Source organism: Metapseudomonas otitidis (genome assembly GCF_900111835.1).
Lineage (GTDB): Bacteria > Pseudomonadota > Gammaproteobacteria > Pseudomonadales > Pseudomonadaceae > Metapseudomonas > Metapseudomonas otitidis.
The window spans coordinates 227235-240023 of sequence record NZ_FOJP01000005.1 but is presented as its reverse complement, the minus strand read 5'-3'; the positions used below and the strand labels follow the sequence as shown (position 1 = coordinate 240023).

Genomic DNA, 12789 nt, shown 5'->3' with positions numbered 1-12789 from the left:
GCGATGCCCGGCGTTGGGCGTCTGGATCGGCCGTGAGGCTTTTCACGGGCAAAAGAAAGGGCGCCGGTGAGGGCGCCCTGAAGATGTGATCTATGGAGTAAGTCCGTTTACATAGACAGCCACCGCGCGGGGAGTTCCGCGTGGTGGTGATCATTTTTGCGGGGTGAGCATCAGCCGCTTGGTGCCGTAGACGCCGTCGAGGTTCTGCGACTGGAACGGGAAGCTCAGGTAGCGGGCCTTGAGCCAGGCGTCGATGCCGTCGGCGTAGTGCGGGCTGGCGGGGTTGCCGGACTGGCCGGAGCTGTTGAGGCCGATCATGGGTTCCGGCTGGCCGAAGTCGACGATGATGCGCATGGCCGGGATCAGCCAGGTGTCGAAGTCGTTGCCCCAGTTGTAGCCGGAGACGTTGAGGGTGTTCATGTCGCCGCCGGCGGGGTAGGGGCCGCGGTCCAGGTAACCCTTGATGGCGTTGATGCTGGTGCGCTGGCTGGCGCTCATGTAGGGCGCGAGGCGGGTGGTGTCGGTGGCCCAGGTGTAGGTGTGCAGCTTGCCCCACTGCCAGCTGCGGCGGTCGGCGCCGAGCTTGCCTTCGGCGAAGCTGACGGCGGCGGCGAGGCTGCGGGCGAGGATGGCGGGCTTGTCTTCCTTCTGCGGGGTGCGCACGTCGTCCCAGAAGGGGCTGTCGGCGCGGCCCAGCAGGTGGTCGGCCTGGGCGGAGTAGGAGAGGTTGGCGGTCTCCACCAGGGCCTGCCAGGCGGGGCTGGTGTCCGGGCCCAGTTCGTCGAGGAAGATCTGCCGCGCACTCTCGTGGAGGAAGGCTTCGTAGTAGACGGCGTCGGCTGAGGTGGGGGCGAGGTTGCCGTCTAAGGCCAGCAGGCGGCTCAGGGCTTCGCGGGCACGGTCACGCTCGGCGCCGGGCAGGGCGTCGATGGCCTGCTTGAGCGGCTGGGCCATGGCCGGGTCTTCGAACATGGCCTTGAGCTTGGCGGCGAAGGGAGTGGTCTGGTCGTACTGCATGGCGATCATGCTGCGGGTGTCGTGCTTGCCGCTGCCGGCCAGCTGGGCGATCCGCTCGGCCCGCTCGGGGTAGAACCAGGAGTTGGACAGCTGCACGCCATAGCCGCCCTGGACGGTGCGCTGGTTGGCGGTGCCGAGCCAGCCCTGGGGCGGGTCCTGGTCGTAGGGGTGGAGCATCGGGTCGGCGTAGCCGTCCCAGTCGTAGCGGCTGTCCCAGCCGGGAGAGGGCATCAGGCCCCGGCCTTCACGGCGGTTCGGGTAGCGGCCGGTGACCTGCCAGGCGATGTGCTGGGCGTCGGCGGTGAGCAGGTTGAGGCCGATGGCGCGGATGGCGCGGGTGGCTTCGGCGGCCTGCTCCACGGACTGGGCGCGGGACAGGTCGAAGAAGGCGTCGAGGGTGGTGTCCTGCTCGAACTGGGCGGTCTTCAGGGCGATGCCCAGGCCGCTCTTCAGCTCCACCGGCTGCAGCGGGTGCTTGCGCTGGCCGAGCACGGAATTGAGCAGCGGGCCGTGGCGGGTTTCGTAGAGGGTCTCGCGGATCGGGCGCTCGCCCTTGATGAAGAAGGTCTCGTTGCGCTCGATGGCCGGCTGCCACTTGCCGTCGGCCAGGTAGTAGAGGCGGTTGCCTTCGCGCTTGACCTTCTCCAGGTAGAGGTCCTGGTTGTCGGCCATGACCATGGTCATGCCCCAGGCGAGCTTGCCGTTGAAGCCGGCGACGATGGCCGGGACACCCGCCACCGAGACGCCGGCGGCCTGGAATTTCGGCGAGCGGATCTGCACGAAGTTCCAGATGGAGGGCATGGACAGCGGCAGGTGGGTGTCGTTGGCGAGGATGCTCTTGCCATTGCGCGCGCGCTGCGGGGCGATGGCCCAGTTGTTGGAGGCGGCGACGCCGAGCATGCCGAGGCCGGCCACCTGGCCGGCGGCCTGGTCGATGCTGGCCAGGCCGGGGATCTGCCCGCCGAGGTTGAGGCCCTTGAGCTTTTCGGCTTCGTCGAAGGGCAGGTTCTCGTCGGGGTAGATCGGCAGCAGCCAGGCCACCTTGTCGGCACCGACCTTCTGCGCCATGACCAGGGAGGCGATTTCTTCCTGCAGGTTCACCGCCAGGCCGAAGTTGAGCAGGGTGAAGACCAGCACCGAGTCCTCGGGCTTCCAGTAGGCGGGCCGGTAGCCGGATTCGGCCAGGTCCATCGGCAGCTTGTCGCGGTAGCGGTAGAGGTAGGCGTTGACGCCCCGGGCGTAGACCTCGAAGAAGGACTTCAGGCGCGGGGAGGCGTTCTTGTAGAGGAGGTCGGCGCTCTTGCGCAGGTTGGCCGCGCGCATGAAGCGGTCGATCTCCAGCACACCCGGGCCGGCCATCTCCGCCAGGCGGCCTTCGGCCATGAGGCGCAGGCCGACCATCTGGCTGAGGCGGTCGGAGGCATGCACGTAGCCCATGGCGAAGAGGGCGTCGTGGAAGGTGGTGGTTTCGATCAGCGGCATGCCCAGCGGGTTGCGGCGGATCGAGACGCTCTGCGCCAGGCCCTTGACCGGCTGGAAGCCGGAGGTGGGTGGCAGGCTGTCGGCGTAGCGGCTGTCCAGCCAGGACTGGCAGCCGGTGAGGCCGACCATGGCGCTGAGGGCGGCGCCCAGGCAGAAAGTGGAGATGAGGCGCTTGGGCGCAGGCGAAGCCATGGGGCGGTGTCTCCCGGGGAAGGCGGCGGTTCGAAACGCGCTACGTTAGAGAGCGTCTTCGGACTGCGCAAGGGCCGGATGACCGGCCTTCCGACGGGGGCGCCCGGGCAGTGCCCGACGCCCGTTGCATCACGGGTGCCGGGCGCTGTGCAGGGGTTACTTCCGGACGGCTGCGGCGGGGTTGATGCGTTCCACCAGGTCGTAGGCGCGGACGGTGGCCGGGCGCGCCTGGATGGCCTGGAACCAGCGCTTGACGTGGGGGAAGTCGTCCAGGTCCTGCTCCTGGTAGGCGTGGGGCACGATCCAGGGGTAGATGGCCATGTCGGCGATGCTGTAGTCGTCGCCGGCGACGAAGGCGCGGTCGGCCAGGCGGCGGTCGAGCACGCCGTAGAGGCGGGCGGTTTCCTTGACGTAGCGCTGAATGGCGTAGGGCACCTTCTCCGGGGCGAAGCGGTTGAAGTGGTGGTTCTGCCCGGCCATCGGGCCGAGGCCGCCCATCTGCCAGAACAGCCACTGCAGGGCTTCCTGGCGGCCGCGCAGGTCCTGGGGGATGAAGCGCCCGGTCTTCTCGGCGAGGTAGAGCAGGATGGCCCCGGACTCGAACAGCGAGAGCGGTTCGCCGCCGTCCGCCGGCTCGTTGTCGACTATGGCGGGGATGCGGTTGTTGGGGGCGATCTTGAGGAAATGCGGCTGGAACTGTTCGTCCTTGCCGATGTTGATGGGGTGGATCCGGTAGGGGAGGCCGGTCTCCTCGAGGAACAGGGTGATCTTGTGGCCGTTGGGGGTGGTCCAGTAATACAGGTCGATCATGGCGGGACTCCTCGGAACAGCGCTGGAATGGGGCGGTCAGCCTAAAGGAAACCCGGCAGATACGAAAAGGCCCGTACTAGACGGGCCTCGTTGTGCGGATGCGGATCAGGCACCGTGGCACTTCTTGAACTTCTTCTGGCTGCCGCAGGGGCAGGGGTCGTTGCGGCCCACTTCCTTCAGCGGGTTGCGCACGGGCTCCTGGTGACCGTGGTTGCAGTGCGGGCCGTGGACGTGGTGGTGATCGTGGTCATGGTCGTGGTTGCAGTCGGGACCATGGACGTGTTCGTGCTGGCTCATGGGGTGGATCACTCCGGGATGTAGTTGCCCGGGATTATCTCGCCATTGCGGGCGAGGTGCACGCTCTTGCCGAACATGAGGCCTGTCTTCACTTCGCCTTCGAGGCGGTAGCGGATGACCTCGTTGGGCTTCTCCAGCAGCTTGACGATGTACTTCATGTGGCGCCACAGGTTGGTGCGCACCGGCACTTCGAAGGTCTCGCGGCCCAGGGCGGGGACGGTGAACCAGGTGTCGGACTCGCCGGTGGCGAGCTTCACGTCGTTGAGGTAGACGGTGTAGGCCAGGCCACGGATGGGCAGGCTGACGTCGTTGGGGTTGTCCACGCGAAAGCGCAGCAGAAACTGTTGTTCGAGGAGACGGGCCTTGATCACGTCGACCTTGACCAGTTGCACGTCGGGATCGCGAAAGCCCCCGGTCAGCCAGGTGGAACAACCGGAAAGGCCCGAGGCAGAGAGGGTCAGCAAAACCAGTAGGCTGAGAATTCTTATCGTTTGCGCCTGATAAAACATCGCGATACTCCGAAGACGCTCAAGTGTAACAAGCAACTGCTCGGCTGCAACTTGTTGTTGGCAGAAAAAAACCTGCGCCATACTGCGGGCTGTTTTGGACAGGAGTGTGACCGATGAGCCGCTACGAGATCGCCTTCTCCGGCCAACTGGTTCCCGGTGCGGATGCCGACCAGGTGAAGGCCAACCTCGCCAAGCTGTTCCAGGCCGACGCACAGCGCATAGCCTTGCTGTTTTCCGGCCGGCGCATCGTGATCAAGAACAATCTTGATGCGGCCGGGGCGGAAAAATACCGGGTGACGCTGGAGCGGGCCGGGGCGCGGGTGGATGTGCGCGACATGGACGTGGAGATCGAGGAGGTGGAGCTGGCGCCCCCGCCACCCGCCGAGCCGGCGGCGCCTGGCGTGGCACCGGTGCCCGCTGCTGCGGCCCCCGCAGCCGCACCGGCCGGACGCCTCAAGGTGGCGCCGCGGGACGAGTACATGGCGGCCTTCATGGACGTCGACGCGCCGGACTTCGGCATCGCGCCGGTGGGGGCGGACCTGCAGGACGCCAAGGCCGAGCCGGTGGCGCCGAAGGTGGACCTCAGCCAGTTCAGCCTGGCGCCGGTGGGCAGTGACATGGGCCAGGCCAAGGCGGTGCCGGCAGGCCCGCCGCCGGACATCTCGCACCTGAAGCTGCAGGAATGAATGAAAGAGCCCGCCGATCTGGCGGGCTCTTTCGTTCCGGCCGTTGCGCCCTGCCTCAGCCTTGCGGGGCGGTGCAGGTCTGCTTGGCCTTGTCGGCGTCGTATTTGCGGATGGAGGTGTAGAACAGCTCGCAGGTCTGCACCTTGTTGGTCACCTGCCAGGTCTGCTTGCAGCTGGAAAGTGTGGTGGACGGGTCGGCACTGGGGTTGCTGCCCAGCTTGGCCTGCCAGCAGGCGGCGCTGAGGTCCTGGCCCATCACCTTGAGGCCGGCGGCGTTCGCCTTGGCTTCGTCGCCGTCGTAGTTGTCCGGGTTGGCGGCGTACCAGATGTAGCTCGGGTGGTTGCTGCCCAGCACCGGGACCTTCTGGTCCTTGCCGAGATCGATCTGCCCGAGGCCGAGCACGCCGATGCTGACGTTGTACTGCTTCTTCACCCAGTCCCGGACCGGCTTGCCGAACGCCACCATGGGCAGCGCCGGCTTGCCGGCGGTGAGCTCCTGGACCATCCGCGTCTGGTAGGGGGTGAAGTAGTCGTAGACGGTTTCCAGGGTGCTGCCCGCGTCGGCCGGGGCGGCGATGGGGGCGATGTCGAGGATGGTCTGGTAGCCCGGAGTCGCGTCGGCGGCCACGCCGTTGACCACCAGCAGGCTGGCCCAGCGGTTGGTGGTGGACGACTCGAGGTAGTCCTGCGCCTTGGTCAGGGAGTAGTCCGGCGGGAAGTGCAGCAGCTCGACGCTGCGGCGGTTTTCCAGGGCCATGCCCAGCGGCAGGAAGAAGTACCAGTTGTACTGCCACTGCTTGTCATGGTTCAGGCGCTTGGCGCCTTCGTAGGCGCTGTCGCCGGCATCCAGCAGCTTCATCAGCGGCTTGCCGTAGTCGGCCGGCACGCCGGAGAAGTTGGCGTAGACGCCGTCCTTGTCGCGGTGGACCTTCACCGAGGCCTTGGCCAGGCCGTCGCGGGCCAGGCTCTGCTTGAGGTAGTGCTCGACCGTCTGCTCCAGGCTCCAGTCGCGGTAGCAGATGACGTTGCAGTTGTTGGGGTAGGCGAACAGGCGGGTGACCCGCTCGGCGCTGCCGAGTCCGAGGTGGACTTCGGCGGCCTGGCTGGCGCAGGCCATGGCGGCGAGCAGGGGGATGAGCAAATGGCGCTTGGCCATGGGTGTCTCCTTCTTGGGTTGGCGTGGATTCCTTTCGCTGCGCAGCCGTGTCTAGAGATACCCCGCGCAGCATTTCTTGAATTTCTGCCCGCTGCCACAGATGCAGGGGTCGTTGCGGCCCGCCTTCACCGGCACGGTGGGGTCGATGAAGTACCAGCGCCCATCGCGTTGGACGAAGGACGAGCGCTCGCGGTGAGCGTGCTCACCCTGGCTGTCGTGCCAGCGGGCGGTGAAGGTGACGCGGGCGTGTTCGGGGGCGCCGCCGAGGACTTCGCTGGCCTCCACCTCCAGGCCCAGCCACGTACTGCCCAGGCTCCAGGCCTTGATCGACTCCTGGTCCAGGCCCGCCTGCTGGCTCGGCAGGGTGGTGGCGACCAGGTAGTCCACCCGGCCCAGTACGTAGGCGCAGTAGCGCGAGCGCATCAGCGCCTCGGCGCTGGGGGCCGGCTGGCCGGCGTGGTAGCGGCCGCAGCATTGGTCGAGAAGGTTGCCGCTGCCGCAGGCACAAGGGGTTGCGCTCATGGTCACCACCAGTATTTGCCGAAGTTTTCCGGGTTGGCCCAGAACTTCGCGTTCAGCCAGTCGGGCACCTGCTTGTATTCGTGCAGGTCGTAGGTGAACAGGTGCAGCACCTGGCCTTCGCGCTGGAAGGTTTCGGTGGCCTGGAGGGCCAGGGCGAAGAAGTCGGTGTCCTGCCAGTCGCAGGCCGCGAGGTCCACCAGCACGGCGATGCGGCTGGCGTTCAGGTTGCGGATGCCGCCCAGCAGTTCCAGGCCGGTGCGCTTGGGCAGGTGCTCCAGGCAGTCGGCCAGCAGGGCCAGGTCATAGCGCTGGGCTGCCTGGGCGCTGGGCAGCGGGGCGGCGGGGGCATGTTCCACCTGGCTGTCGGGGTGGGCGGCGGCAAAGGCTTCGGCCGCCGGCAGCGGGGTATTGCCCACCAGCAGCAGGCGGGCCGGGGCATAGCGGTCGAGCAGGGCGGCGACGGCCTGCTGCGGAGTGCGGGTGGAAAAGCTCTGGGTCATCGTGGTTCCTCGGACAGGTGTGCGAAGACTAGCTTGCCCGTGGGGCCAGGCCTAGTTCTGCCGGGTGCCTGGCTGGCAGTTTGCAGGGGCCGCGTCTTTACTCCCCAGGGATCGGCTTTCCGGGCCGACAACCACGAGGAGACAGGCATATGAGCATCACAAGGACAGCAATACCCTTGCTACTTGTGTCGACTCTGCTGACCGGCTGCGCCGGCCTGCAGAAGACCGACTGGCCCAAGTGCGCAGCAGTAGGCGGTGTAGGCGGTGCGGCGTTGGGTGCGATCGAGAGCAGTTCCTGGGCGGGTTGGGGGGCGTTGCTCGGTGGCGGCCTGGCGGCCGGCTACTGCTGGTCGCACGGCGACGGCGACGAGGATGGCGACGGTGTACCGGACAGCCGCGACAAGTGCCCCGGCACGCCGCCCGGTACCGTGGTGGACGCCAACGGCTGCCCGCCGGCGGCCCCGGTGGTGGAGCAGGTGGAAGAGGTGGTGGTGGTCAAGGAAGAAACCATCGTGGTCCGTGACCTGCTGTTCGCCTTCGATTCGGCCAAGCTCGATCCGGCCGACAAGATCAAGCTGGACACCATCGTCGCGCGGCTGCGCAACGAGGCCCCCAGCGCTCGCCTGAGCGTGACCGGGCACACCGACAGCGTCGGCAGCGATGCATACAACCTCAAACTGTCGGAGAAGCGCGCCCAGTCGGTGGCGGACTACCTGGTGGCCTCGGGGATTCCGGCGGACAGCGTGCAGTCGGTCGGCGGGGCGGGCGAGAGCGAGCCGGTGGCCGACAACAAGACTGCTGAAGGCCGTGCGCTGAACCGCCGCGTGGAGATCGTCATCCACCGCTAGGCCACGGCCCACGTGGCCTGCGGCTTGGCAAGCGCAGCGCCGGGGTCTTTACTCCTGTGTTGCCGGCATTCGGTCGGTGACACAGGAGAACTTCATCATGAGTACCTTTCCACGGGTGGCTCTCTTTCTTCTGGTCGGCAGTGTTCTTTCCGGTTGCGCCTCGACGTCCAGTACGGGCGACGCGCCGCTCAACCAGGGGAACTGGCCAATCTGCAGTGCGATCGGTGCCCTGGCCGGCGGTGGGCTGGGGGCGATCGAGAGTTCAGCCTGGGCTGGGGGCGGGGCCGTCGCGGGTGCGGTGGTCGGCGGCCTCATCTGCTATGCCCAGGACGGTGACGCGGACGGTGACGGTGTCTTCGACCGCCGCGATACCTGCCCCAACACCCCGGCCGGCATGAAGGTCAACCACAACGGTTGCCCGCAGCCGAGCTACCCCGACACGGTGCGCAACGAGCCGCCACCACCCCCGCCGCCCGCCGAGGACGAAGTCATCGTGCTGAGCGACCAGGGCAAGGTGCTGTTCGCCTTCGACTCGGCCGAGCTCACGGCGGCCGCCAAGCAGGAGCTGGCCACCATCGCGACCCGCCTGAACGGCGCCTCGATGGTGTCGGTGAAGGTGGTCGGGCATACCGACAGCGTGGGTGCCGATGGCTACAACCAGCGGCTTTCCGAGCGCCGGGCCCGCAGCGCGGCGGACTACCTGATCAGCCAGGGCGTGCCCTCGGGCAAGGTCACCACCGAAGGGTTCGGCGAAAGCCAGCCGGTGGCGGACAACGGCACCGACGCAGGCCGTGCGCAGAACCGGCGGGTGGAGATCCACGTCGACCGTTGAAACATGTCAGACCATCGAAGGGGCCGGCAGGCCCCTTCTTTTTGCCTGTTATCAACCGCCGGTATCTGGCTTATGAAGGGAGGCGCAAAGGTCGCCAGGACAGGAGGTCCGTCGCTGCAACTTTATTTCGGCGGGGGTATTTGGCTGCGGCGACGTTAGGGGTAAGGTCGCCCCACTAGAAAAACAAAGGGGGTGACATGAAATTATTCCTGGGGGTGGGCAAGTCCGTTGCCCTGCTGTTCTGGCTGGCGGTGCTGGCCAATCTGTTCGAACCCTTCGCTCGACCCTTCTCCACACTGCTCAATGGCCTCGCCCTGCTGGTGCTCGGGCTGCATGTGCTGGAAGCGCTGCTCTACAACGCCCAGCTCCGGGCACGGCCGCACCCCTGGCGGGACCGCCTGCAACTGATGCTCTTCGGCGTGTTCCACCTGGCCGGACTGCCGAAGCAGGAGGCCAGCCATGCGTAGACTCTGTCTCCTCGCCCTGCTGGCCAGCCCGCTGGCCCTCGCTGAAACCAGCGTGACCGTCGACACCAACAGCTTCATCAAGCTGCCGGCCCTGACCGGCACCCTCAGCCTCGATCGCGTGGTGATTGCCGACCACGGCACCCTCGTGGTGCCCGCCAGCATCACCGAACTCAAGGTGGGCGAGTTGCGCATGGGGCGTGATGCGCGCATCGGCATTGCCTCGGCTGATCAGCCCTTCCGCCTGGAAGTCACCCAGGGCGAGATCGCCACCGGCGGCCACATCACCGCCTCCGGCGCAGCCGGCAGCATGAAGAAGCCGGCCAGCGACGGCCGCGACCTGACCCTGCGCCTCGGCACCGTCGCCGTCGACGAGCTCACCGTGGATGTACGCGGCGGCATCGGTGCACCGGGCTACAGCGGCCTGGCCGGTGCCGATGGCAAGCCCGGTGGCTGCCTCTGGGGCCAGGCCAGCCGGGGCCACGATGGCCAGAACGGCGGCAACGGCGGGGAAGGGGGCAAGGGCGGGCACATTCGCCTGGAAGTGGCCCAGGACTTCCCGCTGGAGCAGGTGCGGGCCCGGGTCGAGGGCGGTGCCGGTGGGCCGGCCGGTGAGGCCGGTGCCCCCGGTGCGGGTGGTGCCGCCAAGGGCTGCCTGGTCTACAGCACCGACCGTGGCCAGAAAGGCCGCGCCGGCCAGCCGGGGCAGGCAGGCCCGGCCGGCACGAACGGTCGCATGGACGTGGTGCGCTACTGACCTCAGAAGCTGGGGCGGGCGGCGGCGATGGCCACCAGCAGCAGCCCCAGCAGCAGGTTGATCCCCACCAGCCGACGGATGCGCCCCAGGGCTGCGCCGCCGGCTGGCCAGTCTTCCGCCGCCACGGCGCGCTTCAGTTCCGGTAGCTGCAGCAGGCTGACCCGCAGGAACAGCGCCAGCATCGCCAGGTACAGGCCCACCATGATGTGCACGTAGCGCGGCGAGCCGTCGAAGCCGGCGAAGCGCAGGTGCATCATCCCCACTCCGCTCAGCGGCAGCGCCAGCACGGCGACCCAGACCCAGACGAAGAATCGGCGGAACACCTCGATCCACAGCTTCAGGCGCTCTGGCGGTTGCAGCGTGGTCACGGCCGCCGGGCGCAGCACCATCCAGGCGAAGAACATGCCGCCGACCCACACCAGGGCGGCGAGGACGTGGGCAGCGTAGAGCGCGGCGAAGGGCGTCATCGGGTTTCTCCAGTCGGAAACAGGGCGCGGTATGATAGCCGCCCTGTTAAAGTACTGAAAATTTATCCAGCTCTCCGGCGTCCGCAACCTCCCCATGCTCAGCACCGAACTCAAGTCCCAGATCCAGGGGGCCTACTCCCGTTTCCTCGAAGCCAAGGGGCTCAAGGCCCGCTATGGGCAGCGCCTGATGATCGCCGAGGTGGCCAAGGTGCTCGGCGCCATCCCCCAGGATGACGAAGGGCACCGCCAGGGCGAGCCGGCGGTGGTGGCGGTGGAGGCCGGCACCGGTACCGGCAAGACCGTGGCCTACAGCCTGGCGGCGATTCCCTCGGCCAAGGCGGCGGGCAAGCGGCTGGTGATCGCCACGGCCACCGTGGCCCTGCAGGAGCAGATCGTCCACAAGGACCTGCCCGACCTGATCCGCAACAGCGGGCTGAATTTCAGCTTCGCCCTGGCCAAGGGGCGCGGCCGCTACCTGTGCTTGTCCAAGCTCGACATGCTGCTGCAGGACGGCCAGGCGCAGAGCGCCACCGCGCAGCTGTTCGCCGAGGAAGGCTTCCGCATCGACGTCGACGAGAGCAGCCAGAAGCTGCTCAACCAGATGATCGAGCGCCTGGCCGGCAACCGCTGGGACGGCGACCGTGATTCCTGGCCCGAGGCCATCGAGGACCAGGACTGGGCCCGCGTCACCACCGACCACAGCCAGTGCACCAAGCGCCATTGCCCCAACTTCCAGCAATGTGCCTTCTACAAGGCGCGCGAGGGCATGACCAAGGTGGACGTGATCGTCACCAACCACGACATGGTCCTGGCCGACCTCGCCCTGGGCGGTGGCGCTGTGCTGCCCGACCCGCGCGAAACCCTCTACGTGTTCGACGAGGGCCACCACCTTCCGGACAAGGCCATCGGCCACTTCGCCCACTACACCCGCCTGCGCTCCACCGCCGACTGGCTGGAGACGGTGGCCAAGAACCTCACCAAGCTGCTGGCCCAGCACCCGCTGCCGGGGGACATGGGCCGCCTGATCGAGAACGTGCCCGAGCTGGCGCGGGAGATCCGGGCCCAGCAGCAATTCATGTTCACCGCTTGCGAAGAGCTGGCCGACTTCCGGGCCGGCGAAGACATGGAAGGCCGCGAGCGCCCGCGCCACCGCTTCGAGGGCGGCGTGGTGCCGGAGCACCTGGTGGAGATGGGCATCGAGCTGAAGAAAGGCTTCGCCAAGCTCAACGACCTGTTCACCCGCCTGGCCGAACTGCTCAAGGAAGCCATGGACGGGGAGGGTGCCAACGGCCTCTCCAGCCAGCAGGCCGAGGAGTGGTACCCGCTGTTCGGCAGCCTGCAGACCCGCGCCCAGAACAACTGGGAGCTGTGGACCGCCTTCACCACCGAGGACCCGGAGGAAAGCCCGCCCATGGCGCGCTGGCTGACCCTCGCCGAGTTCGGCGCGGCCTACGACATCGAGGTCAACGCCAGCCCGATCCTCGCCGCCGAGACCCTGCGGCGGAACCTGTGGAACGTTGCCCACGGCGCCCTGGTGACCTCGGCGACCCTCACCGCGCTCGGCACCTTCGACCGCTATCGCATGCGCGCCGGCCTGCCGCGGCAGTCGGTCACGGCCGTGGTGCCCAGCCCCTTCCACCATGCCGATGCCGGCCTGCTGCGAGTGCCGGACCTCAAGGCCGACCCCCGTGACGCCGCCGCCCACACCGCCGCCATCACCCGCGAGCTGCCACGCCTGGTGGACGGCGCCCGGGGCACCCTGGTGCTGTTCGCCTCGCGCCGGCAGATGCAGGACGTGTTCGACGGGCTGGAGCGCGACTGGCGCAAGCGGGTGCTGATCCAGGGCAACCTGTCCAAGCAGGAGACCCTCAACAAGCACAAGGCCCGGGTGGACGACGGCGAGCCCAGCGTGCTGTTCGGTCTGGCGTCCTTCGCCGAGGGTGTGGACCTGCCGGGTGCCTACTGCGAGCACGTGGTGATCGCCAAGATCCCCTTCGCGGTGCCGGATGACCCGGTGGAAGCGGCCCTGGCCGAGTGGATCGAGGCCCGTGGCGGCAACCCCTTCATGGAGATCGCCGTGCCCGATGCCTCCCTGCGCCTGGTGCAGGCCTGTGGTCGCCTGCTGCGTACTGAAAGCGACCGCGGCACCATCACCCTGCTGGATCGCCGGGTGGTCACCCAGCGTTATGGCAAGGCCATCCTCAACGCGCTCCCCCCCTTCCGACGCGAGATCGAATGACCGGACGGTCC

General features: G+C 67.8%; 14 protein-coding genes. 6 read left to right on the top strand and 8 right to left on the bottom strand.

Annotated features, from left to right (window positions below):
* Positions 1-150: 150 nt before the first annotated feature.
* The 4 genes from BM198_RS08380 to BM198_RS08365 all read right to left on the bottom strand — a co-directional run bounded on the left by BM198_RS08380 (position 151) and on the right by BM198_RS08365 (position 4307).
* Positions 151-2691 carry a penicillin acylase family protein gene (locus BM198_RS08380; RefSeq protein WP_074969189.1) on the bottom strand — a complete coding sequence of 847 codons (2541 nt, stop codon included), beginning with the start codon at positions 2689-2691 and terminating at the stop codon, positions 151-153.
* A gap of 156 nt (positions 2692-2847) precedes the next feature.
* Positions 2848-3501, bottom strand: coding sequence for a glutathione binding-like protein (locus tag BM198_RS08375; protein ID WP_044413323.1), 654 nt, complete (start codon positions 3499-3501; stop codon positions 2848-2850).
* Between the two features lie 105 nt (positions 3502-3606).
* Entirely contained in the window at positions 3607-3798 is a 192-nt protein-coding gene (locus BM198_RS08370; protein WP_069562382.1) for an SEC-C metal-binding domain-containing protein, read from the bottom strand.
* Positions 3799-3806: 8 nt separating this feature from the next.
* The gene (locus tag BM198_RS08365; RefSeq protein WP_044413328.1) at positions 3807-4307 is read right to left on the bottom strand and encodes an LEA/WHy family protein; all 501 of its coding nucleotides are present in this window, start codon (positions 4305-4307) and stop codon (positions 3807-3809) included.
* A gap of 113 nt (positions 4308-4420) precedes the next feature.
* Here BM198_RS08365 and BM198_RS08360 point away from each other — a divergent pair, with 113 nt between their 5' ends.
* Complete coding sequence (locus BM198_RS08360; RefSeq protein ID WP_074969187.1) at positions 4421-4993, top strand: hypothetical protein; 573 nt, start codon at positions 4421-4423, stop codon at positions 4991-4993.
* A gap of 55 nt (positions 4994-5048) precedes the next feature.
* On the opposite strand, the gene BM198_RS08355 is transcribed toward BM198_RS08360, so the two are convergent.
* Genes BM198_RS08355 through BM198_RS08345 form a run of 3 tightly spaced genes read right to left on the bottom strand, consistent with a single transcriptional unit; the run spans position 5049 to position 7171 of the window.
* Positions 5049-6149: a hypothetical protein gene (locus BM198_RS08355; protein ID WP_074969185.1), complete on the bottom strand. Its 1101-nt coding sequence runs from the start codon at positions 6147-6149 to the stop codon at positions 5049-5051.
* A gap of 51 nt (positions 6150-6200) precedes the next feature.
* The gene (locus BM198_RS08350; protein ID WP_044413335.1) at positions 6201-6671 is read right to left on the bottom strand and encodes a YchJ family protein; all 471 of its coding nucleotides are present in this window, start codon (positions 6669-6671) and stop codon (positions 6201-6203) included.
* Positions 6672-6673: 2 nt separating this feature from the next.
* Positions 6674-7171 carry a DUF6231 family protein gene (locus tag BM198_RS08345; protein ID WP_074969183.1) on the bottom strand — a complete coding sequence of 166 codons (498 nt, stop codon included), beginning with the start codon at positions 7169-7171 and terminating at the stop codon, positions 6674-6676.
* Positions 7172-7320: 149 nt separating this feature from the next.
* Between BM198_RS08345 and BM198_RS08340 the strand changes: the two genes are divergently transcribed.
* The 4 genes from BM198_RS08340 to BM198_RS08325 all read left to right on the top strand — a co-directional run bounded on the left by BM198_RS08340 (position 7321) and on the right by BM198_RS08325 (position 10072).
* Positions 7321-8019: a PA1041 family peptidoglycan-binding anchor lipoprotein gene (locus BM198_RS08340; protein ID WP_074969181.1), complete on the top strand. Its 699-nt coding sequence runs from the start codon at positions 7321-7323 to the stop codon at positions 8017-8019.
* Positions 8020-8116: 97 nt separating this feature from the next.
* Positions 8117-8851 (top strand): PA1041 family peptidoglycan-binding anchor lipoprotein, encoded by a 735-nt coding sequence (locus BM198_RS08335; protein ID WP_074969179.1) that lies wholly within the window; start codon positions 8117-8119, stop codon positions 8849-8851.
* 197 nt (positions 8852-9048) lie between these two features.
* Complete coding sequence (locus BM198_RS08330; protein ID WP_074969177.1) at positions 9049-9318, top strand: DUF1145 domain-containing protein; 270 nt, start codon at positions 9049-9051, stop codon at positions 9316-9318.
* Positions 9311-10072 carry a hypothetical protein gene (locus tag BM198_RS08325; protein ID WP_044413351.1) on the top strand — a complete coding sequence of 254 codons (762 nt, stop codon included), beginning with the start codon at positions 9311-9313 and terminating at the stop codon, positions 10070-10072. The genes BM198_RS08330 and BM198_RS08325 overlap by 8 nt, the downstream gene beginning before the upstream one ends.
* A 2-nt stretch (positions 10073-10074) precedes the next feature.
* Here the strand turns inward: BM198_RS08325 and BM198_RS08320 are convergent, their stop codons facing one another.
* Entirely contained in the window at positions 10075-10539 is a 465-nt protein-coding gene (locus BM198_RS08320) for a CopD family protein (protein ID WP_044413353.1), read from the bottom strand.
* A 94-nt stretch (positions 10540-10633) separates the two neighbouring features.
* On the opposite strand from BM198_RS08320, the gene dinG reads away from it, so the two are divergent.
* Positions 10634-12778, top strand: a complete 2145-nt coding sequence (gene dinG, locus BM198_RS08315) for an ATP-dependent DNA helicase DinG (protein ID WP_074969175.1) — start codon at positions 10634-10636, stop codon at positions 12776-12778.
* Positions 12779-12789: the final 11 nt, after the last annotated feature.